The organism is Pseudonocardia yunnanensis (assembly GCF_039534065.1).
GTDB lineage: Bacteria > Actinomycetota > Actinomycetes > Mycobacteriales > Pseudonocardiaceae > Pseudonocardia > Pseudonocardia yunnanensis.
In genome coordinates, this window is the sequence record NZ_BAAAUS010000058.1 from 1 (window position 1) to 21,819 (window position 21,819).

The 21,819-nt window shown below is 69.6% G+C and carries 19 protein-coding genes; 8 read left to right on the plus strand and 11 right to left on the minus strand.

What is annotated here, in order from left to right; translation table 11 throughout:
- From ABD743_RS39070 to ABD743_RS39080, 3 genes are all read right to left on the minus strand, one after another.
- Positions 1–193: hypothetical protein (locus tag ABD743_RS39070; protein ID WP_344728870.1), on the minus strand; the 193-nt coding region annotated here is incomplete at its 3' end.
- Positions 190–1,455 carry a glycosyltransferase gene (locus tag ABD743_RS39075; protein ID WP_344728872.1) on the minus strand — a complete coding sequence of 422 codons (1,266 nt, stop codon included), beginning with the start codon at positions 1,453–1,455 and terminating at the stop codon, positions 190–192. The genes ABD743_RS39075 and ABD743_RS39070, both read right to left, overlap by 4 nt.
- On the minus strand, positions 1,452–2,390 hold the full coding sequence (locus tag ABD743_RS39080) for a Rossmann-fold NAD(P)-binding domain-containing protein (RefSeq protein ID WP_344728874.1): 939 nt from the start codon (positions 2,388–2,390) through the stop codon (positions 1,452–1,454). The genes ABD743_RS39075 and ABD743_RS39080 overlap by 4 nt, the downstream gene beginning before the upstream one ends.
- Before the next feature lie 787 nt (positions 2,391–3,177).
- On the opposite strand from ABD743_RS39080, the gene ABD743_RS39085 reads away from it, so the two are divergent.
- Positions 3,178–4,119, plus strand: coding sequence for an SDR family NAD(P)-dependent oxidoreductase (locus ABD743_RS39085; RefSeq protein WP_344728876.1), 942 nt, complete (start codon positions 3,178–3,180; stop codon positions 4,117–4,119).
- Between the two features lie 59 nt (positions 4,120–4,178).
- On the plus strand, positions 4,179–5,099 hold the full coding sequence (locus tag ABD743_RS39090) for a ribonuclease Z (protein WP_344728878.1): 921 nt from the start codon (positions 4,179–4,181) through the stop codon (positions 5,097–5,099).
- 5 nt (positions 5,100–5,104) lie between these two features.
- On the opposite strand, the gene ABD743_RS39095 is transcribed toward ABD743_RS39090, so the two are convergent.
- The 5 genes from ABD743_RS39095 to ABD743_RS39115 form a co-directional block, all read right to left on the minus strand.
- On the minus strand, positions 5,105–6,631 hold the full coding sequence (locus ABD743_RS39095; protein WP_344728880.1) for a GMC family oxidoreductase: 1,527 nt from the start codon (positions 6,629–6,631) through the stop codon (positions 5,105–5,107).
- Between the two features lie 166 nt (positions 6,632–6,797).
- A complete protein-coding gene (locus ABD743_RS39100; RefSeq protein ID WP_344728882.1) occupies positions 6,798–7,223 on the minus strand; it encodes a hypothetical protein in 426 nt (141 codons plus the stop codon).
- A gap of 88 nt (positions 7,224–7,311) precedes the next feature.
- A complete protein-coding gene (locus tag ABD743_RS39105) occupies positions 7,312–8,598 on the minus strand; it encodes an ABC transporter substrate-binding protein (RefSeq protein WP_344728884.1) in 1,287 nt (428 codons plus the stop codon).
- Positions 8,598–10,541: a vWA domain-containing protein gene (locus ABD743_RS39110; RefSeq protein ID WP_344728886.1), complete on the minus strand. Its 1,944-nt coding sequence runs from the start codon at positions 10,539–10,541 to the stop codon at positions 8,598–8,600. Before ABD743_RS39110 ends, ABD743_RS39105 begins: the two co-directional genes overlap by 1 nt.
- Positions 10,542–10,683: 142 nt before the next feature.
- Positions 10,684–10,914 carry a hypothetical protein gene (locus tag ABD743_RS39115; RefSeq protein WP_344728888.1) on the minus strand — a complete coding sequence of 77 codons (231 nt, stop codon included), beginning with the start codon at positions 10,912–10,914 and terminating at the stop codon, positions 10,684–10,686.
- Positions 10,915–11,096: 182 nt separating this feature from the next.
- Here ABD743_RS39115 and ABD743_RS39120 point away from each other — a divergent pair, with 182 nt between their 5' ends.
- Positions 11,097–12,230, plus strand: a complete 1,134-nt coding sequence (locus ABD743_RS39120) for a sensor histidine kinase (RefSeq protein WP_344728890.1) — start codon at positions 11,097–11,099, stop codon at positions 12,228–12,230.
- Positions 12,218–12,919: a response regulator gene (locus tag ABD743_RS39125; protein ID WP_344728892.1), complete on the plus strand. Its 702-nt coding sequence runs from the start codon at positions 12,218–12,220 to the stop codon at positions 12,917–12,919. The genes ABD743_RS39120 and ABD743_RS39125 overlap by 13 nt, the downstream gene beginning before the upstream one ends.
- A gap of 9 nt (positions 12,920–12,928) precedes the next feature.
- Here ABD743_RS39125 and ABD743_RS39130 read toward each other — a convergent pair whose 3' ends face one another.
- The gene (locus ABD743_RS39130) at positions 12,929–13,954 is read right to left on the minus strand and encodes an arabinan endo-1,5-alpha-L-arabinosidase (protein ID WP_344728894.1); all 1,026 of its coding nucleotides are present in this window, start codon (positions 13,952–13,954) and stop codon (positions 12,929–12,931) included.
- A gap of 256 nt (positions 13,955–14,210) precedes the next feature.
- On the opposite strand from ABD743_RS39130, the gene ABD743_RS39135 reads away from it, so the two are divergent.
- Positions 14,211–15,083: a class I SAM-dependent methyltransferase gene (locus ABD743_RS39135; protein WP_344728896.1), complete on the plus strand. Its 873-nt coding sequence runs from the start codon at positions 14,211–14,213 to the stop codon at positions 15,081–15,083.
- Positions 15,084–15,086: 3 nt separating this feature from the next.
- Here the strand turns inward: ABD743_RS39135 and ABD743_RS39140 are convergent, their stop codons facing one another.
- Positions 15,087–15,854 (minus strand): E3 ubiquitin ligase family protein, encoded by a 768-nt coding sequence (locus ABD743_RS39140; RefSeq protein WP_344728898.1) that lies wholly within the window; start codon positions 15,852–15,854, stop codon positions 15,087–15,089.
- 180 nt (positions 15,855–16,034) lie between these two features.
- On the opposite strand from ABD743_RS39140, the gene ABD743_RS39145 reads away from it, so the two are divergent.
- Positions 16,035–16,910, plus strand: coding sequence for a polysaccharide deacetylase family protein (locus ABD743_RS39145; protein WP_344728900.1), 876 nt, complete (start codon positions 16,035–16,037; stop codon positions 16,908–16,910).
- Positions 16,911–17,013: 103 nt separating this feature from the next.
- Positions 17,014–18,231, plus strand: a complete 1,218-nt coding sequence (locus ABD743_RS39150) for a cytochrome P450 (protein ID WP_344728902.1) — start codon at positions 17,014–17,016, stop codon at positions 18,229–18,231.
- An 86-nt stretch (positions 18,232–18,317) separates the two neighbouring features.
- Here the strand turns inward: ABD743_RS39150 and ABD743_RS39155 are convergent, their stop codons facing one another.
- Complete coding sequence (locus ABD743_RS39155) at positions 18,318–19,922, minus strand: MFS transporter (RefSeq protein ID WP_344728904.1); 1,605 nt, start codon at positions 19,920–19,922, stop codon at positions 18,318–18,320.
- A 258-nt stretch (positions 19,923–20,180) separates the two neighbouring features.
- Here ABD743_RS39155 and ABD743_RS39160 point away from each other — a divergent pair, with 258 nt between their 5' ends.
- A complete protein-coding gene (locus tag ABD743_RS39160) occupies positions 20,181–21,800 on the plus strand; it encodes an FAD-dependent oxidoreductase (protein ID WP_344728906.1) in 1,620 nt (539 codons plus the stop codon).
- Positions 21,801–21,819: the final 19 nt, after the last annotated feature.

Genomic DNA, 21,819 nt, shown 5'->3' on the forward strand with positions numbered 1-21,819 from the left:
CGAAGTCGCCGTGGTCGGTGTAGCGCAGGTGGTTGCCCAGGAACTGTTGGAACTTCGCCGGGGTGACCTCGGGGTCCACCGACGTCACGAGCTCCTCGGGCGGCCCGGGGGCACATGCGACGGCTCCCAGTAGCAGGGCGCCGAGCACGATCGCAACGAGACGCCGGGTGCAGCGGAGACGGAGCCGGGTCATGCCGAGACGTCCTCCGGCTGGGCCTTGTCCGGAGTTGTCGAACCGGCGGTAGTGGTTTGCGCGGTGCCGGTGTCCGCCGTGTTGTTGGTGCGGACGACGGTGCCGTTCTCGACGGCGACCTGGCGGGTGAGCCAGCGTTGTTGGCGGATGGTGGCCAGGGCGTGGATTTTGATGCAGGCCATGAGCCAGGACACGGCGATGTAGCCGGGGATGTAGAAGAACGAGGACGGCCGCCGGCGCAGATGCGGCAACAGTTTCGCCGACCGGCTGATCTGCCACCACAGGGCCAGCACGATCACGAACACCCACTGCCGCTCGACAATCGACGCGATCATGAACGCCAACCCCAGCAGCAACGTGAAGCTCGACACCGCCTTGTCGATCATCGTGTACGCCAGGAACGGGCGACGCCACACCCATCGCCTCGACAACGCACGCAGATCCGAACGCCACGTGTTCCGCGCCCACCGCAGACGCTGCCGCACGAAGATCCGCCAATGATCAGGAAAAGTCGACCACACCTCGGCCGAACGCTGCATGAACGTCTTGTGCCCACGCTCCAGGATCAACGTGGTCAACCGCTTGTCATCACCGGACAGACACGGCACCCCGAGAAACGTCTCGTGCATGAACTCGTGCTCGACCTCGAGCAACAACTCCCGCCGATACACCGCCGTCCGCCCCGACAGACACGACACCGCCTGCCCGAGCAGACTCTGCGACGCGTTCTCATCGAAGTACCGGTGATCCAGGAACATGTCGGTGATCCGAGCCAGAAACCCCGACGAGCCGTAGACACTCTGCCGGGTCCCGACCCCACCCATCCCCGGATCAGCAAACGGCTTACACACCTGCTCGGCCACATCCGGCGCCCAGATCGTGTCCGAATCCACCAGCGCAACCAATTCCCCCGTCGCAGCGTTCCACCCCCGCCGCAACGCATCCCGCTTCCCCGGCACATCCGTGACCAACACCGTGACCGGATACCGGGCGGCGATCTCCCGACACGTCGTGTCGGAGACATCGATCACCAGGATGACCTCCAGGACATCATTGGCCAACCACGACTCGATCGCCGCGGTGAACACCGCCGGGTCCTCCTGATACACCGGCACCACCACACTCACCGTGGCCCGATGCTCGTTCTCGATCGGCCGATAAAGCACCGCCGGCACCCGCCGCACCAGCCAGCACGACCACCGCACCAACCCCAGCACCCCCAGCGGGGTGCCCAGCACGTAGTAGTACAGCGGCAGGTTCATGACCGCCCGGCACCCGACACCCAGCCCGACACACCCGGCACGGGCTCGCGGGCGTCGTCGACCTCCCGGCCGACCGCTGCGGCGAGGCGGTCGTTGGTGGCCACCACCGCCTCCAACAACGGCATCGCCACCCCCAACTCCGCGGCGAACCCCAAGAACCCGCAGGTGTCCTTCGGCAGACACGCCCCGCCGTAGGGGGCGCCACCCCGAATCCCGTACTCCGGGTTGAACGAGCCCTCCGCCGAGCGGGCCACCGTCGCCGCGATCGGATCCAACGCCACCCCGAGCTCCCGCGCGACCAACCACATCTCATTCCAAAAACTGATCTTCGCCGCGTTGAAGATGTTGTGCGCACACTTCACGAACTCCGCCTCCGCCGGATCGGCGAACACCCGTACCTCGCCCCCGAACGGCTTGAGCAACCCCTCCAACAACGCACACGTATCCGGATCCCGCGACCCGATCACCGTCATCCACGGCCGCCGGAAGTCCTCCTCCGCCGACACCGCCCGCAAGAACTCCGGGTTCGCCGCCAACCCGAACCCCACCCCCGCCACCAAGCCCGACGCCTGCTCCAACACCTCCCGCACCACCCCCTCGGTCGTCCCCGGCACCACCGTCGACCGCACCACCACCGTGTGCCGCCCCGACGACCCCGCCAACGCCCGCCCCACCGCCGCCGTCCCCGCCCGAAACGCCCCCAAGTCATACGCCCACCCCACATGCGGAGTCGGCAACGTCAAGAAAATGATCGAATCCGAAACCCCGCCCAACTCCACACCCGACGACGCATCCAACCCCCCGGCCCGCAACTCCTCCACCCGCGCCCGAGAAATATCAACAAAACTCACCTCGTGACCCGCCTCCAGGAACCCCCGCCCCGTCGCCAGACCAACCACACCCGAACCAACAATGAAGATCCTCGAGGCTTGCATCTGATGTGAGCCCTTCTGATCGGTACGATTCGCCGGTCCTTGGAAATATCTAGCGGAGGTCGTAATGGCTGATTGCGGCGAGCGGTCGTGACGGCGCGTCACAACCGCAATGATCCGAAATGTCCGATATTGTCGTGAAAGACCACGTCGGAATGCAGATCAAGGATCAGGCCCGGATCGTGCAGTCGGAGATCGCCCCGATCGCCTTCTCAACCGATGGCAGGTAGGGGTGTGATGTACGACACACGTGGGAGCACACGGTTCAGTGATTAACCGCTGCTCGATCGGAGCAATCGTTTCGATTGCTCACCTTTGTCCGATCTTTTGCCGCCCGGGTGGGGGCTGCGCTTCACGGGCGGTGCCGATCTATTCGTTCCTCTGAGTGTCTTTCGGGTCTGTCATGGATCAGTGCTCACCCGATGTGAACCGCCTGCATGAATAGATGACCACCTCGCCGAGCGTCGCCGGCGTCCCCGGTTCGACCCCCGTCGGGGCTGATCGCGTTCGACCGTCGTTTCTGATTCGTATCCCCCGGTGACCGCCGACCGTAGCGAAGAATTCATTTCTCGAACGGGTGGATCGGTTCTTTCGTCGAGTGGGCCCGGAAACTGAAAAGCCGGAAGCGGCGAGCGCTGCTTGCGTGATGCCGCTGTTTCGGTCGGTCGGGAGGCTCTGTGGCGCTGGCGTTGCGATACGGAGGAGGCTCCGGTTACTCTTGAGTGGAGGGTCCTCCGCTTCTCGGTGGAGGGTACCTCGTCACAGCGTCGAGCCTGACGGGAAGAGGATCATGGTTTCAGCTTCACGCGTCGTCACGCCGTTCGGCGCGGGATCGACAGCTGCAGAGGTCGTTGCGGGGATCGACCTGACCGGGCACCGTGCCATCGTGACGGGAGGGGCGTCCGGGATCGGCGTCGAGACGGCCCGCGCCCTCGCCGGGGCGGGTGCCGAGGTGACCCTCGCGGTGCGCAACACCGAGGCGGGGGACCGCACCGCCGAGGACATCATCGCGACCACCGGCAACAAGCAGGTCCTGGTGGCTCCGCTGGACCTGGCCGACCGGGCTTCGGTCGCGGAGTTCGTCGCAGGCTGGGAGGGGCCGCTGCACGTCCTGGTGAACAACGCAGGCGTGATGGGCAACCCGGAGACCCGCACGACCGAGGGATGGGAGTTGCAGTTCGCGACGAACCACTTCGGCCACTTCGGACTCACCACCGGCCTGCGCCCGGCGCTTGTCGCGGCCGGCGGGGCGCGCGTCGTGTCGGTCACCTCCAGCGCACACCTGCGGTCCCCGGTCGTCTTCTCCGACATCCACTTCCGGGAGCGGCCCTACGATCCCTGGCTGGCGTACGGGCAGTCGAAGACGGCGAACGTGCTGTTCGCGGTCGAGGCCACGAAGCGTGGGGCCGACGACGGCATCGCGGTCAACGCGGTGATGCCCGGCGGGATCCGGACCAACCTGCAGCGCTACATCTCGGAGGAGGAGCTCGAGGCGGCCGCCCGGAGTGCCGGCGGTGATGTCCGGTGGAAGACACCGGAGGCGGGCGCCGCCACGTCGGTGCTGGTCGCGACGACACCACTGCTGGACGGGATCGGCGGCCGGTACTTCGAGGACTGCAACGAGGCCGGGCCCCACGAGCCCGGCACGCGTCGTGGCGTTGCGGGGTACGCACTCGATCCGGAGGCGGCCGAGCGGCTCTGGGAGGTGTCGGTAGCCGCGCTCGCGCACTGAGTCCTGCCCGTACAGCGGATGGGGAGGGGTGCATCCGCTGTGCGGGTAGCGTGCGCCAGGTGTCGGGCCGTGAACTCGTCGTGCTGGGCACCGCCAGCCAGGCGCCGACTCGGTTGCGCAACCACAACGGCTACTTTCTGCGCTGGGACGGCGACGGGTTCCTCTTCGATCCCGGCGAGGGCACGCAGCGGCAGATGCTCCTCGCGGGGGTGGCGAGCAGCGCCATCACCCGGCTCTGCCTCACCCACTTCCACGGCGACCACTGCCTCGGCGTGCCGGGCGTCGTCCAACGGCTCTCGCTCGACCGGGCGGCGCACCCGGTGCGCGCGCACTTCCCCGCGTCCGGGCAGGAGTACTTCGAGCGCCTGCGCCACGCCAGCGTGTTCCACGACGTCGTCGACCTGCGGGAGGAGCCGGTCCACCGCGACGGCGCGGTGTCGGCCACCGCGGACTGGACGTTGCACGCGTGCCGTCTGGACCATCCGGTGGAGGCGTTCGGCTACCGCCTCGTCGAGCCGGACGGGCGCCGCATGCTGCCCGACCGGCTCGCCCGGTACGGCCTCGCGGGCTCGGACGTGGGCCGCCTCCAGCGCACCGGGTTCCTCGAGGTGGGCGGCCACATCGTGCGGGTGGAGGAGGTCAGCGCACCCCGGCCGGGACAGCGGTTCGCCTTCGTGATGGACACCCGCATGTGCGACGCGGTGTACGCCCTCGCTGACGGCGTGGACATGCTCGTGATCGAGTCGACGTTCCTCGACGAGGACGCAGCTCTCGCCGACTCCTACGGACACCTCACCGCGCGCCAGGCCGGCGTGGTGGCCGCAACCTGCGGGGTGCGCTGCCTCGTGCTCACCCACTTCTCGCAGCGTTACGCCGATCCGGCGCGGTTCCACGCCGAGGCCGCAGCGGTCTACGACGGGGAGATCGTGGTGGCGCGGGACCTCATGCGTGTTCCGTTTCCGGCCCGCAGGGCCGCCTGACCCCGTCAGGACCGGAGCAGCTCGGCTGCCCGCTCCGCGATGGCGTAGACAGCGGCGTTGGTGTTGGCGGACACCGGCGAGGGCATCACGGACGCGTCGGCCACGCGCAGTCCCTCGAAGCCGCGCACGCGCAGGTCGGCGTCGAGGACGGCCTCGTCGTCGGTGCCGATGCGGCAGGTCCCGGCGTAGTGGTGGTAGCTGCGCAGACTCTTGCGGATGTAGCTGCGCAGGTCGTCGTCACTCTGCACGTCGATGCCGGGTTGGGCTTCCTCCCCGCGCCACGGGTCGAAGGCGGATGCGGTGCCGAGCTCGCGGGCGGCACGCAGCCCGGCGACCTGGGCATCGACGTCGCGGCCGTCGGTGTAGTAGCGCGGATCGATCAGGGGAGCCGCGTCCGGGGCTGCGTCGGCCAGGCGCACCGTTCCGCGGCTGAAGGGCGCCATGAGGGCGACCGCGATGGTGTAGCCCGCGCCCGGTTCGGGGCCGGTCAGTGTGGCGGCGCGCAGCGGCCTGATCGAGGTGAACAGCTGGATGTCGGGCCACGGACTGGCGGAATTGCTGCGCCGGTCGCCCTTGGCCTCGCCGCCGCCGTTGCTCGTGGAGAGCGGGACGGGCTGGGCGGAGTGGTAGACGAGGGTGGTCATGGGGTGGTCGTGGAGGTTGGAGCCCACCCCGGGGACGTCGGCGAACACGTCGATCCCGATCTCACTCAGGTGGGCCTGCGGACCGATCCCGGAGAGCATGAGCAGCTGCGTCGTGCCGATCGCCCCGGCGGTCAGGACGACCTCGCCTCCACTCTGGGCGGTGACCGTGTGGCCACCGACGCTGTACTCGACCCCGGTGCAGCGGTTGCCGCTGAACAGGAGGCGGTGCACCAATGCGTCGGTGACCAGGTCGAGGTTGGGGCGGTCGAGGACCGGGAGGAGGTAGGCGTCGGCGGCGCTCTGCCGCCTGCCGTCGAGGATGGTGAACTCGCTCCAGCCGAAACCCTCTTCGAGACCGCTGTTGACGTCCTGCGCGATCGGATGCCCGAGCTCGCGGGCCGAATCGATGGTGGCCACGGAGAGCGGATGGGGCGCGGTGGGTGTCCAGGGGCGGAGGGGGCCGTTCTGGCCGCGCACGGCGGGATCGCGGCCCTCGACGTGCTCGGTGCGCTTGAAGTAGGGCAGTAGGTCGTCGTACCCCCAGCCCTTCGCACCGGCCGTGATCCACGCGTCATGGCTCGCGCGATGGCCCCGCATGAAGGCCATCGCGTTGATCGCCGATGAGCCGCCGAGCCCCCGGCCGCGTGGCATCGCCTCGGTCCGGTCGATGCCGTCCAGGACGACGGTGTGGTTGCCCCAGTCCATCGACGAGCCGGTGAGGGTGGGCCAGGCCTGGGGTTGCGCCACCGCGGCCAGTGGCTCCCGGCTGCCGGCCTCGAGCAGGAGCACCCGCGTGGCCGTGTCCTCGGACAACCGCGCGGCGAGGACGCAGCCGGCCGTGCCCGCACCGACGATGACGACGTCGTAACCCGTAGCCCCAGTCACCATGTTCCGACCTTCCCGACCTAATTGCGCCTCCGGAATGCATCTCTTCGTTGGACGAATGCGTGAGCCGAACCGTTCCCGAGGTGATCTATGGATTGCTTCGGGATCAGTTCTGGCCTGCGGATTGATGAGAAAAGTGCGGATTCGCCACAATCGGCCGAAGCGTGCTTTACAGGTACTCGGCCCCGGTGTCTTCCCGAGGCGGCGGTGAGGTGAACGGGGTGAAGTGGAAGCGCACGGTTGCCGATCCCAGGGCGATGCCATCGGTTGCCGGTGCCCCGCTGTCGGCACCGTGGCGGGTGGTGACGACGATCCCCGCCGCGCTGATGGCGTCGAGCTGGGCGAGCAGCCGGGCAAGTGCGACAGGCGCGTCACCCGGGTCGAGCGAGGTCTGGATCAGGGTGCGGTGCAGGACGTTGATCCAGACCTCACCACCCGAACTGCTCCCGACCGGGGCAGGGAGCACGATGTCGAGCAGCCAGTACGACGGTTTCCCGGTCAGCTCGGGCGTCTGATGGGCCTCGATGCCGGCCACCTGGTCAGCGCGCACCAAGCCGTCCCCGTGTGTCTGCAGCCACACGTTGGTCAAGCTCACCGCTGCCTCCTCACCGGTCGGCACGATGACTATAAGCGCCCCTGCGCCGACGTCGGCGTCATCCGATGGCCTGCGCTTCTTCTTCCGGCTAATGGTCGGAGGCCGGGGCGAGCCGGCCCTTCAGCGCGCCTACCAGCTGATCCTGAATGTCGTCGGGGAGTGGCGCGTTCTGGCGGAGAAAGCCGTCGACGGCCGAGCGGAACACCTGGCTGAACCGTGCGTAGTGGGGTTGCGCGGGCCGCGGTTTCGCGTGCTCGAGCGCCCGCTCCAACGTGCGGACGTACTCGTAGTGCTCACGGACCGCCGGGTCGGAGTAGACGACCTTGCGGGTGGCGGGCAGGCCGCCGCGCTCGAAGAGGATCTGCTGGCTGCGCTCGCTGGTGAGGAACTCGATCAGCGCACGCGCGGCACGGGGACGGTCGGTGTCGGCCGCGACGGCGAGGTTCTGGCCGCCCAGGACCCCTGAGTCGGAGGGCAGGGGAGCGACGTCGAACGTCACCCGGGGCGCCCCTTCGAGATCCTCTGTCAGCGACTGGAACTTCACCGGCCAATTGCGCATGAACAGCGCCTTGCCCGATCGGAAGAGCTGGGTGCTGCTGTCCTCGTCGAGCGCGGGGACGCCGGTCGGGGCGATCTTCCGGAGGCGGTCGAGACCTTCGGTGACCGCGACGCGATGGTCCTCGATGACGACGTCGCCCCCGTCGTCGACGACCGAGCCGCCCGCGCCCCCGATGACCTCCAATGCATTGACCGTGAGCCCCTCGTAATCCGCGAACTGTCCGGCATAGCCGTCCATGTCGTTCCCACTGCGTGCCCGAAACTTGGCGACGTCGTCCTCCAGGTCCTTCCAGGTCTGCGGCGGGACGTCGAGGAGATCGGACCGGTAGTAGAGGAGACCCACGTCGGTGTTGAACGGAAGCGCCCACAGCTTGCCGTCGTAGCGGCAGGTGGCCAGCGGTCCCGTGAGGAAGCCGTCCTCGGGGATGCGGGACTCGTCGAGGCTCTGGATGTATCCGGCGTCGGCGAACTCGGCCGTCCAGGTCACGTCGAGGTTGTAGACGTCGATGTCCCCCCGGCCGGACTGGGCTCTGGCCAGCATCTCGCTGCGTTGGGCGTCGGCGAGAGCGGACAGCTCGACGATCCGGGCCCGGCTGTCCGGATGGAGCTCGTTCCACTGGTTGACCAACTGCTGGCGCTGGCCACCCAGGCTGTCGTCACGTCCGCTGAGGATGACGATCTCGCCGTTGTCCTCGAGCCGGTCGGGGTCGTCGACGAGAGCGGTGACGGTCGTGGTGAGCAGGACGGCCGCCACACCGACGACGATCCCGGCGGCCCACCAGGCGAGCGGGCGCTCCCAGCGCCGGAAGCGAGGCATCATCGGCCACCCCACAGGCCCGCCGTGGCCGTGCGCAACGTGGTGTCGAGGCTCGCCAGGTCGGCGTCCACGCACTCGCCTGCGGTCGCGGTGGTGATCGCGGTCAGACCCGCGTCGGAGCAGCGGATCTCGCCGATCGTGACGACGACCAGCCGGACGCCGGTGTCGGCAAGGGCCGCGCTGACCGCATCGGCACCGACTCCGCTGCTGGTGTCCTCGCCGTCGGTCAGGACGACGACGGCGTCGACCCGGCCCGGATCGTCGGACGGGAGGGCCGCTGCGCCGTCGATCATGCTGCGGAAGAGCGGCGTGTTCCCCGCGGGCCGCACGCCGTTCAACGCCTGCTGCGCGGCGTCGCGCCGAGCCTGGTCGGGTGCGCCGAGTGGCACGGCCTGGACGTGGCCGGTGCCTGCCGGGTCGGGGAAGAACCAGAGGCCGAACTCGTCACGAGGACCCATTCCCCCCAGCGCTGCCGAGACGGCGGCGGCCGCGACGCCCGACCTCGTGCCCTCCGGGCCTCTCGTGGCCATCGAGCCGGACGTGTCCAGGACGAAGAGCACCCGGCCGCGGCGCTGGGCTGCGTCGTGCGCCGACAGGGTGCCCTCCCACTCGGCGGGCGGGACCGCCTCCATCGTCGGCACGGCGCCGGGGTCGATGCCGGGTGTGGTGAGCGTGGGCCCCCTCGCGAGCGGGCCGATCGGGTGGAGGCCCGTCCGGACGACCGCCGTCCGGCCGGACTCGGTGAGCAGCCATGCCCCGAAGTCGGCGGCGGCCTGCTGTTGGGGCGGCTCACTCCACGAGAGCCGGACGAACTGCTGGTCCAGGCTGCGGGTGTCCGACGGGTAGAGCGCGACGAGTTGCTCGGGGTTGTCCGTGCGCGACAGACATGACGGGCCGAGCGGATCGCCCAGGTTGAAGCGCACGACCTGCTGCTCGGACGCGATGACGGCGGCCGACGACCCGAGCAGCCGGTGGCGGCACAGGAGCCCGGGGGTGTCCGTGAGCGGGAAGCCGCCATTGTCGAGGGACACCGCGATGCGGTGCTCGATCTCGGCCGGGCCGAGCTGGTTCGGGCTCGGCGGGCTGTCCTGGCCGGGCGAGCCGTACAGGAGTGCGGTGGCGAGCAGGCCCAGCTCCGTGGAGTTCGGATCCGCCCGGACGACGTCGACCCCCTGGTCGGCGAGCTGCGTGAACGTGTCCGCCCACGTGCCCTGCCGGCTCACGCGCCGGGCGGCCTCGGACGAGGGCACAGCCAGCACCACCGGCGTGTAGGCGAAGGGCGTGGTGCCTGCGATCGCCGAGCCGGGCGGGTCGGGGAGTTCGTGGCTCGTGGTGGCGAGCCAGATGTCGGGCTGCGGCCCGATCTCCCGCAGCACGTCGGACCCGTCCAGCCAGCCCGTTCCCATCTGGATGCGCTGTCGGATCTCGTCGGGGGGAGCCTCGTAGACGTAGATCTCCACGGTGGGGCAGTCGTGGTTCTCGGTGGCGGTCCACCGCTCGTAGTCGCCTGCGAGCGAGCGTGCCGTCGTGAGGGTTTCGGGGCTCGCGACCATGCGTAGCTGGGTGGGGGGCGAGCAGCCGAACACGGCGAGGGAGACGCCGCGGGTGAACTCCCAGGCCGGGGGGACGCCGAGCGCGAGCACCAGAGCCAGCACGACGCCCACGCCCACGGCGACGCGCCTGCGCAGCACCCAGCGCAGGATCCGCCTGGGGTGGCCGCGCAGCCGAGCGACCTCGTGCCACCCCGCGTACGTCGTGAGAAATGCGGTGAGCGACGCCCCGCCCACGATCTGGACCCAGTGCAGCACGTTCTCGGGAGGGTTGGGCGTGATCGCCACGAGGACGATTCCGAGCACCGCGATGACGAACCCTGCCGCCCGCCACGGGCCACCCGGCCGTTGCGCGGGTGGCCTGGGGGCGGACGGAGCGTCGGGGTCGGTCACGCGCGTGGGTCCCCTCCCGCTACGCCGTTGTACGACCGGGCCGGTTCCTCACGATGGCCGATCAGTCACACACCGTACGCAATCCGTCCACGAGGGACGATTCCTGGCCCGATCGGGCCGTCTACCTGCCGTCAGCGTGGCTTCATGCCTTGCGCACCTGGCTCGCGGCGACCAGGACGACGGCCCCGACCACCGCCACGACCAGGTTCGCGAAGAGCTCGTACCCCGCCAGGGCGTCGATGCGTGGGATCACGAACCGGTTGAACACGTTGAGGAAGAGACCCATGATCGGCTGATATGCCAGGTGGTCGATGCATCCGCTGATGCCCGCAGCGAGCAGGAACAGTCCGAGCAGCTGGAAGGGTGTCCGCATGCCGGCGGACGCTAAGGATCAGCCGCCCGCTCCCGGATCGATCGCCGGGAGCCGCCGGGCCGACCGAGGTCGCTGCCCTTCGTGTCCGGCTCCGACCGAAGTATCGGATCGGCTGACCGAGGTACCGGCGACGCCGAGCAGCGGCCTCCCGAACATCGACCCGCCGTACTCTTCGGCGCGAGATGACCGATTCCATCCCGCCCGATCCGGCGCGTACGCGCCGCGACTGGGCCGTCGACACCTGCTTGTTCTTGCTCGCAGTGGGCGTGGGCGTGCTCAGCGCGGTCGATCGCATGAGCCTGGGCCTCGCCGAGCCGGAGTGGTTCTTCGACGTCGAGCAGGTCGTCGGGGCGCTCGGGTGCGCCGCCATCTGGGTGCGCCGCCGCTGGCCGGTGGCGTTCGCCCTGGTGCTGGTGGCGTTGTCGGCGGTGTTCGAGCTCGTCGCGGGTGCGATGTTGGTGGGGCTGTTCACCGTGGCGGTGCACCGGCCTCCGCGCACCTCGATCACCGTCTTCGGGCTGAGCCTGATCACTGCGCTCGCCTACGTGCTGTTGCGCATCGAGTCGGATGGCGACCGCGGCCTGATGCTGATGCTCGGAGTCGCATTTCAGGGCGTCGCCACCGGCTGGGGGCTCGTCATCCATCACCACCGCCAGCTCGTGGCGCGCGCCGGGGCCGAGGCGCGGCTGCTCGCCGAACAGGCGCAGCACCATGCCCGCGAGGCGGTGGCGCGGGAGATGCACGACGTGCTCGGTCACCGGCTCTCCCTGCTCAGCGTGTACGCCGGAGCGCTCGAATACCGTCCGGACGCGCCGCCGGAGGAGGTCGCCGGAGCGGCGAAGGTGATCCGTGAGAGCGCCCACCAGGCGCTGCAGGACCTGCGTGCGGTCATCGGCGTCCTCCGCGCCCCGGTCGGTGAGCTGCCCCAACCCGGTCTGGCCGACGTCCAGGAGCTCGTCGACGAGTCGAGCCGGGCCGGAATGCAGGTCGAGCTGAGCGCGCCGTTGCCGGAGTCAGTTCCCGACACGACGGGGCGCACGGCCTATCGAGTGGTGCAGGAAGCCCTGACCAACGCCCGCAAGCACGCGTCGGGAGCCGAGGTGCGCGTCCTCGTGGCGGGCGCACCCGGCGAGGGGCTGACCGTCGAGGTGTGCAACACGGCTCCTGGTTCGGCACCTGCCGCGAGCGGTGGAGCGGCCGGGCAGGGCCTGGCCGGCCTGGCCGAGCGCGTCAGGCTCGCCGGCGGACACCTCGCACACGGCCCCACCGCGGCAGGCGGGTGGCGGGTCGGGGCCCGGTTGCCGTGGCCGCCGTGACAGCAGGTGGGCCGCTCCCGGTCGGCGTACTCGTCGTCGACGACGATCCGCTGGTCAGGGCCGGGCTCACGATGATGCTCCGCGGTGCGCCGGACATCCACGTGCTCGCCGAGGCCGGTGACGGCACCGAGGTGCTCGGCCTGATCGACAGGCATGCGCCCGACGTGATCCTCATGGACATCCGCATGCCCACGATGGACGGCCTCACCGCCACCGAGGCCGTCCGTGCCCGCAGCGACGCCCCCGAGGTCCTCGTACTGACCACCTTCAACACCGATGGCCACGTGCTGCGAGCTCTGCGCGCCGGTGCCGCCGGCTTCCTGCTCAAGGACACCCCGCCCGAGGAGATCGTGGAGGCCGTGCGGCGCGTGGCGCGTGGACATCCGGTCCTCTCACCGGACGTGACCCGTCGCCTCATCGCGCGCGTGACGGACTCGGATCGTGACCGTAGGCGCGAGCACGCGCGAGAGCGGCTCGCCCTGCTGAACCACCGCGAGCGGGACGTCGCGCTGGCGGTGGCGGAGGGCAGGTCGAACGCCGACATCGGGGCCGTGCTCCACCTCGCGGTACCCACGGTCAAGACGCACGTGTCGAGCATTCTCACCAAGCTCGATCTCAACAACCGTGTTCAGATCGCCCTGCTGGCCCACGACGCCGGGCTCGTCGACGACCGGGACGGGGACGTCTGAGGCCGCCGGTCATTGCCTGGCGTCGCTGATCTCGGGCCAGCCGTCCGCGCTCCACGACAGTTGCTGCAGAGCGAGATGCGGCTTCCCGCCGTCGGCGCGGTCGTAGTAGTGGTAGGCGAGGATGCCGTCCGACACCGACTCGCCGCCCGGCCCGACCTGGTTGCCGGAGGTGGCGAGGAAGGTGCTGCCACCCCCGTCGAGCAGGCTCTTTCCGTCGCGATCCACGTACGGGCCGGTGACGAGGCGGGAGCGGCCGATGACGATCCGGTAGGTGCTGTCCACGCCACGGCAGCACGTGTCCCATGACGTGAAGAGGTAGTACCACCCTGCCCGGTGCACGATGTAGGGCGCTTCGATGGCGTACGGCGGGTCCTGCCGGCTGGCCAGATGCAGCGGTTCGCCAGCGTTCGCGGCCACGTGGCCCGACGGCCAGTCGAGCGGCAGCATGCGGATCCCGCTCCAGTAGGAGCCGAACGCCATGTACGGCCGTCCCCGGCCGTCCTCGATGATCGCCGGATCGAGTGCGTTGTAGTCGTCCGACGGCACGGAGCGCAGGACCTGGCCTTGGTCCACCCATTTGTAGGCGGCATTGTGGGGGTCGAGCGTGGTGTTGGTGGCCAGTGCGATCAGCGAGTCGTTGGTGCCGAACTTGGACGCCACGTAGTAGAGGTAATAGGTACCTCGATAATGGTAGACCTCGGGCGCCCACAGGTTGTTCACCCCGGGTATCTCTTTTTTGATCCACGACGGGATGGAATCCCACACGGTGCCGGCGAAAGCCCAGTCGTGACCATTGGGAGAGCTGCGCACCTGGATCGTTCCGTTGCCCACGGAAGGGTCGCCCGTGGAAAATACGTACCAATTCTGGCCGGGCCCGCCTGCCACGAGCGCAGGGTCATGGGTGTCGAGGTCGCCCGTGAGTCCCGAGGAGCGGGAGCTGGAGTCGGGCACGCCGGCCGTTGCCGACGGCGCCGTGACCGTTGCCAGGGACACGAACACGGCTGCAGCGACGGTCAGAAGGCGTGCGAGTCGCACGGGCATCATCCATTCGAGACGGGGAACTTTGCTCCTCGGGGAATGCCAGCGTAGGTGTTCGTGGAGCTCTCGGCCCTGCTGACAAGGGTGAACCCTCACCAGAGTGACCATGACCACCCGCCCGGAAACCGGTCGCCATCGCGCTCTGCGATCACTGTGGGCGGGACGGGTGCATCCGCGGCCCGAACGCCTGCCCAGGCCAGGGACCGGTCGGGGGTGAGATCGACGGGCCCGGCCGGTGGGTCAGACTGCGGGGGTGACAGGAGAAGCTGCGTCTGTCGACGCCGTGGTGCCGGACCCGTCCAACGCCGAGCAGCTACGCGACTGGAACGGGGATGCGGGTGCTTTCTGGGCGGCGCACGCCGAACGCTTGAACGAGGGCGTCGCCGGATATCACGGCCACTTCTTCGAGGCTGCCGCGATTGATGCGAAAGCGGACGTGATCGACATCGGGTGTGGCAGCGGCCAGACCACCCGCGACGCTGCACGCCGGGCGTCCGACGGATTTGCACTGGGGGTGGATCTGTCCTCGCGCATGATTGATCTCGCGCGCCGGACAGCGGAACGAGAGCGGGTGCCGAACGCCCGTTTCGAACAGGCCGACGCTCAGAATCATCCCTTTGCCGACCGGTCCTTCGATATCGCCATCAGTCGTAACGGGACCATGTTCTTCGGTGACCCCGAAGCCGCCTTCGCGAACATCGCGCGTGCGCTGCGTCCCGGTGGGCGTCTCGTCCTCATGACCTGGCAGCCGTTCGAGGAGAACGAGTGGATCCGCACGTTCCTCGGTGTGCTGGCCGCGGGGCGTGAGCTTCCGCTCCCGCTGGGGGCACCGGGGCCGTTCTCGCTGAGCGACCCGGAACGGGTGCGTCACCTGCTGACGTCGGCCGGTTTCACGGACGTCCGGCTGCGCGGGGTGAGCGAGCCCATGTACTTCGGTCCGGATCTCGACGACGCCTACCGCTTCGTGTCCACGCAGTTCGGGGGCCGGCTCGACGGACTCGACGCGGACGCCAGAGCCCGTGCACTCGACGCCCTGCGGGCCGGCATGGCTGAGCACGACACGGATCGCGGTGTGCTCTACGACTCGGCGGCCTGGATCACCGTGGCGCGGCGCGGCCCGGCCTGAGGTTCAGCTCACCGCGGCGGCCACCAGCAGCACGATGCCCACGATCACGGCGGCGAGCGCCGACCACATCAGGATCCGTTGGGCCCGCTGGGTCGACTTGCGCAACTCGGCCTCACTGCGGGTGGAGATGACGTGCACGCCGCTGGCCGGCTTGCCGATCACCACCTCGCCGCCCTGGTCGCTCGCCTCACCGAGCACGTAGAGCGGGGTGCCGGAGCGGACGATCCACTCCTCGCGCTCGTAGCCGATGGTGTCGCTCCGCATGCCGATGCTGATGCCGAGGAACGAGATGGAGCTCGTGCCCTGGTCCGGGTCGAACTGGTCCAGCACCCGCTCGGCGTGGTCGATCGCCAGCCCGTCCGGTCGCACCAACACGCTCCCGGTGGCGTCCACCACCCGGAACGGCTGAGTGCTCGCCAGCTTCGCAACGGTCTCGGTGCGCTGCGTGCGGCTCCTGTTGCCGTCGGAATCGGTGGAGGTATCCCAGTAGCGGCGGCGGATCTCGTAGCGGTACCAGATGCAGGGGAGCTCGGCCAGCTCCGACTTCAGCTCGCCGATGGGTCCTGGGGCGGCCGTACCGGTCACTTCGGAAATCCGGCTGAATGCACTTCCGCCGAGCTCGCGAACGGTTGCCAGCTCGGCGGTCAATTCGGCGGCGGTGGACGTTTCCGTGCCCAGCATCGCCTGCCAGCGCCGCTTGCCCCGCACGGCGAAGGCAACGGCGATGGCCGCTCCGACCAGGAGAATGACGCCGATGATCGCCAGAACCACGGGCGGAGGCTACATCGGCTCCGTCAGTGCAACTAACACGGGGACGTAGGTCGTGACCGCCCTCCCGATCGCGATTGTGGGGAAGTCCGGAAAATTTCCTGACCGTTTCGAGGGTGTTCTCCTTTTTGTTCGAGTCGCCCGCCCGGAAAACGTTTGGACAGGCCACCCAGACTGAGCGTTGTGCACGTACCCGCCGCCGGCGCGCCCTCCGCCCGGTCGAACGAACTGCTCGGCCTCGCTCCGCAAGCGCGTGTGCTCATCGTGAACTGCGACGACTTCGGGATGTCCCCTGAGGTCAACGCCGCTGTCGTCCAGTCGATCGAGGAGGGCATCGGCACGTCGTGCAGCTTGATGGTGCCGTGCCCCGGCGCGACCCATGCGATGGCGCTGCTTCGGCGGCGGCCGCACATCCCGTTCGGGATCCACCTCACTCTCGTGTGCGACACGGACCGCGACCGGTGGTGGCCGCTGACCGCGAAGGAGCGGGTGCCGTCCCTCCTCGACGACGACGGCGAGCTGTTCGCGCCGACCCAGGTGCCCGAGCTTCTGGCCCGGGCCCGGACCGACGAGGTGGAGCGGGAGTTCCGTGCCCAGATCGAGGCCGTGGTCGACGCCGGTCTCACGCCGACGCATCTGGACTGGCACTGCCTTGCCGACGGCGGGCGCGCCGACATCTTCGACCTGACGGTGGCGCTGGCACGGGAGTACGGCCTGGCGACGCGGGCCTGGCTCGAGCGCGGCCGGGGACTGCTGCGCCGCCGTGGCGTGCCCGTCGTCGAGCACGAGTTCCTGGACAGCTTCGGTCTCGACGTCGAGGGCAAGCAGGCCCGGTACGCAGAGCTCCTGCGTGAGCTGCCGGCGGGACTCAGTGAGTGGGCGGTGCATCCGGGACTCGGTGCCGAGGATCTGCGGGTGCGCTGCACCGACCACGAGTTCCTGACGTCACAGCGGGCCCGCGACATCATCCGTGAGGAGGGGATCGTGCTGATCGACTACGGCCTGCTCCAGAACGCGGGGCGGCGTCCCACCGTCGATCCTGATCCGGGCGCCTGCTGAGGGACCCCTGAGAACGGAAAATCCGGATGGGAACTACCTGATAGGCGCCTATCGTTCATTTCACGGAGCGCGCTGACCAGGCGCGCGTCGCAGGGGAGGTTGCGTGACCGAGACAGCTGCCGTGACCCGGGAGCAGGAACTGCCCATCCACATGCGGCGAGACGCGTTCGATCCGGCGCCAGAGCTCGCAGAGCTGCGGGACGGCCCCGGGATCGGGCGTATCCGCACCCCCTTCGGCCTGGAGGGATGGATCGTCACGCGCTTCGCGGACGTTCGGGAGGTGCTGAGCGACAGCGAGCGGTTCAGCAACTTCCGGGTCTCCGAGCTGCGGCGACCGCCGGGCCTCGAGGATGTGAGCGAGGAGGAGCTCGTCCGGATGCGGGCGGGCAACCTGCTCGTGTTCGACCCGCCGGACCACACGCGGCTGCGGAGGCTGCTCACCCCGGAGTTCACCGTGCGCCGGATGCGCAGGTTGGAGCCGCGTATCCGGGAGATCGTCGAGGAGCACCTCGACGCGATGGAGCGCAGCGGGCCGCCCGCAGACCTCGTCCCCGACTTCGCTCTCCCGGTGCCCTCGCTGGTGATCTGTGAGCTGCTCGGTGTGCCCTACGCGGACCGCTCCGAGTTCCAGGAGCGCAGCACCCGGCTGCTCGACCTCTCGGTGCCGACCGACGAGCGGATCCAGGCGGGCCGGGAGTCGCGTGTCTACATGGCCGACCTCGTGAAGGGCGCGCAGGCCGACCCCGGCGAGGACATGCTGGGCATGCTCGTGCGCGAGCACGGCGACGAGCTGAGCTTCGACGAGCTCTGCGGCATCGCGTCCCTGCTGCTGATCGCCGGTCACGAGACCACCGCCAACATGCTCGGACTCGGCACGCTCGCACTGCTGCGTCACCCCGAGCAGCTCGCGCTCCTGCGTGACGAACCGGAGCGCGTGGACGCCGCGGTCGAGGAGCTGCTGCGCTGGCTGAGCATCGTGCACTCCGGCACGGGCAAGATGGCGACCACCGACGTGGAGATCGCCGGGCAGAAGATCGCCGCGGGGGATTTCGTCATGTGCGCCCTGCCCGCGGCCAACCGCGACCCGGAGCTGTTGCCCGACCCGGACAAGCTCGACATCACCCGCGGCGCGATGGGGCACCTGGCGTTCGGGCACGGGATCCACCACTGCCTCGGCGCACCGCTCGCGCGGATGGAGATGCGGATCGCGTTCCCGGCACTGCTGCAGCGCTTCCCCGGGCTTCGCACCACCGACGCCGAGCCGGGCTTCCGCTCGTTCAACGTCATCTACGGGCTCACCTCGTTGCCGATCGCGTGGTGAGGACCGCACGCTGAGGTGCGGGCGGGAGCGGTCGCCGTAAGGCGCCGCTCCCCAACCCGTAGGCCCTCGGGGGCGACGAGGGTGCCCTATCTCGGGGGCTGGGTGGGGATCCGGCGTGCGAAGAACACCCCCAACAGCGCGACGAGCGCCAGCACCGTGAGGGCCGAACGAAGGCCGTCGACCCGGGCCTGAGCGTTCACGTCCAGTACCGCCGCCGTCACGTCCGGAGCGACCCCGGCGTTGATGAGCGCCGTCTCCAGATCTGCGTCGGACAGGAACGGGACCCCGCCGGCCAGCTCGACGTCGGCCTGGGTCTTGACCTGCTCGGGGATCGCCGGGTTCTGCTCGACGCCCTGCAGGAACGACGTCGTGAGCGCGCCGATGAGGATCGAACCGGCCAGCGCCGTGCCGATCGCCGCGCCGAGGTTGGTCGCGGTGTTCTGCAGCCCACCCACCTCGGGGCTCAGCTCGTCGGGCACGGCGGACACCGTCACCGCACCGAGCTGCGATGCCAGCGCGCCGATCCCGAGGCCGGCGAGGAGCAGCGGGACCGTCACGATCGTGGCGTCCGCGCTCGCGTCGATCGCGGTCAGCAGAACAACGATCCCGAGGAACATGGCGAGCAGGCCCAGCCGCACCACACGGCGCGGCGATGCGTCGGGGAAGAACCTCGGGATGCCGATGGCGGCGATGAGCAGGGTGATCGACAGCGGCAGGATCCGCACCCCCGTCTCCAGCGCGGTCAGACCCAGCGACACCGACAGGTACAGCGGAATGGTGAAGAACAACCCGGCCTGGACGAGGAAGAGGAACAGGAACATCAGCAGCCCGCCGGTCATCTGGCGGTTGCTGAACAACGACGGCTTCACCAGGGGCTCGCCGCCTCTCTCCTCGATGTGCGACTCCCGCTCGAAGAAGAGCCACATGACCAGCAGCCCACCGAGGACGAACCACACCGTGAGCGAGAGGCCGAGCAGGGAAGGGGCGCCCGCCTTGGCCGTCACCCACCCCCATTCGGCCGAGCGCAGGACGCCGAAGACCGCAAGGCCGAGGCCGATCGCGTTGAGGAGCGCGCCCACGACGTCGAACCCGACCCGGGTCTCCAGCGGAGCGTCGGAGATGCGGCGGGCGAGCAGGAGGATCGCGGCGACGATCACGACCTCGCCGACGAACACGTACCGCCAGGAGAAATAGGTCGTCGCGATGCCCCCGACCAGCGGACCGACGGCCACCGCGATCGCCCCGGCGCCCATGACGAGCCCATACGCGCGTGGCCGTCCCTCGGGCGGGAAGTTGCCCGCGACGAGCGCGACGATGGCCGGCAGGATCAGCGCGGCACCGACGCCCTCCAGCACCGACCAGCCGAGAATGAGGATCGGCAGGTTCGGAGCGAGCGCGGTGATCAGCGAGCCGAGGCCGTAGACGACGCAGCCGATCGCGAACGCACGCCGACGGCCGATCATCGATCCGATCTTGCCGCCGGGCACCATGCACATGGCCATGACCAGCGTGTAGAGCGTGATCGCCCCTTGGATACCGGTGACCGTGGTGCCGACGTCCTTGGCAACGGTCGCGATGGCCACGTTCATGACCGAGGTGTCGAGGGTCATGAGGAACTGGCCGGCCGACAGTGTGAGGAGAACGCCGCCGGCGGCCTTACCCGCCCGTTCCGCTGCTGCGCTCGTGCTCATGCGCGGTCGGCCCTTCTGCTGTGTCGGCGTCGCCCGGCAGCGACTGTCCGGCACCGAGGGCACGGCGTCCTCATCCGCGCCGGGCGAGCGAAGTCGTGCGCAGCGCGCAGCCCGGGAGCCGACTCGTTCATTCCGGGTGATGCGGCGCCGTGCGGCGGGTTGGACGGTGAGGAACACAGGCGACTCGCCGTGTCGGCGTGAAACCGGGGCCGGCGCGGATCGGCTCCGATGAGCGAGTGCCTGGGAGGGGATCCCACGATGAAGCTCGTCGTCGACCTCACCCGGTGTCAGGGCTACGCGCAGTGTGCGTTTCTGGCCCCTGGCGCATTCACGATGCACGGGGACGAAGCACTGCTGTACGACCCCGACCCCAGTGACGAGCAGCGGGAGCGTGTGTTGCGGGCCGCGGCGGCCTGCCCGGTGCAGGCCATCGTCCTCGACCGGGTGGGCAGTCGGAACGGGGCGCGTCAGGCAGAGGCGGTGCGTCGGGCCGAGGCGGCCCGGAGCGGGGCCGACGAGGGTTTCCTCGGGAGCGGGCGGATCGTGATCGTCGGGGCCTCACTCGCGGGCATGCGGGCCGCTGTGGCGCTTCGCCACGAGGGATTCACCGGCTCGTTGACACTGATCGGGGACGAACCCGACGTGCCCTACGACCGGCCGCCGCTGTCCAAACAGGTGCTCGGCGGATCGGTACCGGCGACACACACCGGGTTGCCGCGACGCGATGACGTCGACGCGGAGTGGCGGCTCGGCGTGCCTGCCACGCAGCTGGACCTGGCGGGCCAGCAGGTGCACCTGGCCGATGGTGCGAGCGTCGGGTTCGACCGTCTGCTGATCACGACCGGCGTGCGCGCCCGGCCGTGGCCCGACCCTGCAGAGGCGCGGCTGGATGGCGTGGTCGTACTGCGCACCCGCGCTGACGCCGAGCGGCTGCAGCGGCTCGTGGCCGCGCGGCCGCGCCGCGTGCTGGTCATCGGCGCGGGGTTCACCGGTTCCGAGGTGGCGTCGGTGTGTCGCGAGCACGGGCTGGCGGTGACCGTCGCCGAGGCCGGACCCGCCCCGCTCGTGGCGGCGCTGGGCAGTGCGATCGGCGAGGTCGCTGCGGACATGCAACGCGAGAACGGCGTCGACCTGCGCTGCGATGTCATGGTCACCGCTCTGGAAGGCGATGCGGGCGGGCGGCTGCGCCGTGCCCACCTGTCCGACGGCAGCACGATCGACGTGGACATCGCGGTGGCCGCCCTCGGCGGGATCCGCAACGTCGAGTGGCTGGCGGGGTCCGGGCTGGCGGCCGGGCGGTGGGGAGTGGCCTGCGACGCGGGTTGCCGAGCATTCGACGTCAACGGCCTGGTCACCGACAACATCTTCGTCGCCGGGGACGTCGCACGCGCTCCGCAACCGATGTTCGGCTACCAGTTCCTCGCTCTCGAGCACTGGGGCAACGCGGTCGCGCAGGCGGAGGTCGCGGCCCACAACATGCTCAGCTCACAAGCTGATCGCTGGCCGCACCTGGCCGTGCCGGCCTTCTGGTCCACCCAGTTCGGCAGCGAGATCAAGTCCGTGGGAGTCCCGAACATCGCCGACGAGGTCGTCGTCACCCAGGGCTCGATGCCCGACCGCCGGTTCATCGCCGCCTACGGCCACCAGGGCCGCGTCGTCGGAGCGGTGACCTTCGACCAGTCGAAGTGGCTGGAGTTCTACGAACGGCTGATCGAGCGGGCTGCCCCGTTCCCGCCCACGTTCCGCGGCGTCGACCAGCCTGCCGAGATGGTGCCGATCCCGGCCGGGTTCCCCCAGCGGCCGATCCCCACCCAGGACGCCACCGTCGTTGTCACGGGCCACGACCCGAGCGAGCGGCGCGCAACGTTGGTGCGCTGACACCGCACCCCGAGATTGC

Excerpts from the sequence above, each read along its gene's own strand:
- ABD743_RS39115 (WP_344728888.1), bottom strand. The coding sequence starts at position 10,914 with ATGCGGACACCCTTCCAGCTGCTCGGACTGTTCCTGCTCGCTGCGGGC.
- ABD743_RS39080 (WP_344728874.1), bottom strand. The coding sequence starts at position 2,390 with ATGCAAGCCTCGAGGATCTTCATTGTTGGTTCGGGTGTGGTTGGTCTG.
- ABD743_RS39075 (WP_344728872.1), bottom strand. The coding sequence starts at position 1,455 with ATGAACCTGCCGCTGTACTACTACGTGCTGGGCACCCCGCTGGGGGTG.
- ABD743_RS39085 (WP_344728876.1), top strand. The coding sequence starts at position 3,178 with ATGGTTTCAGCTTCACGCGTCGTCACGCCGTTCGGCGCGGGATCGACA.
- ABD743_RS39155 (WP_344728904.1), bottom strand. The coding sequence starts at position 19,922 with ATGAGCACGAGCGCAGCAGCGGAACGGGCGGGTAAGGCCGCCGGCGGC.
- ABD743_RS39105 (WP_344728884.1), bottom strand. The coding sequence starts at position 8,598 with ATGCCTCGCTTCCGGCGCTGGGAGCGCCCGCTCGCCTGGTGGGCCGCC.
- ABD743_RS39120 (WP_344728890.1), top strand. The coding sequence starts at position 11,097 with ATGACCGATTCCATCCCGCCCGATCCGGCGCGTACGCGCCGCGACTGG.
- ABD743_RS39095 (WP_344728880.1), bottom strand. The coding sequence starts at position 6,631 with ATGGTGACTGGGGCTACGGGTTACGACGTCGTCATCGTCGGTGCGGGC.
- ABD743_RS39160 (WP_344728906.1), top strand. The coding sequence starts at position 20,181 with ATGAAGCTCGTCGTCGACCTCACCCGGTGTCAGGGCTACGCGCAGTGT.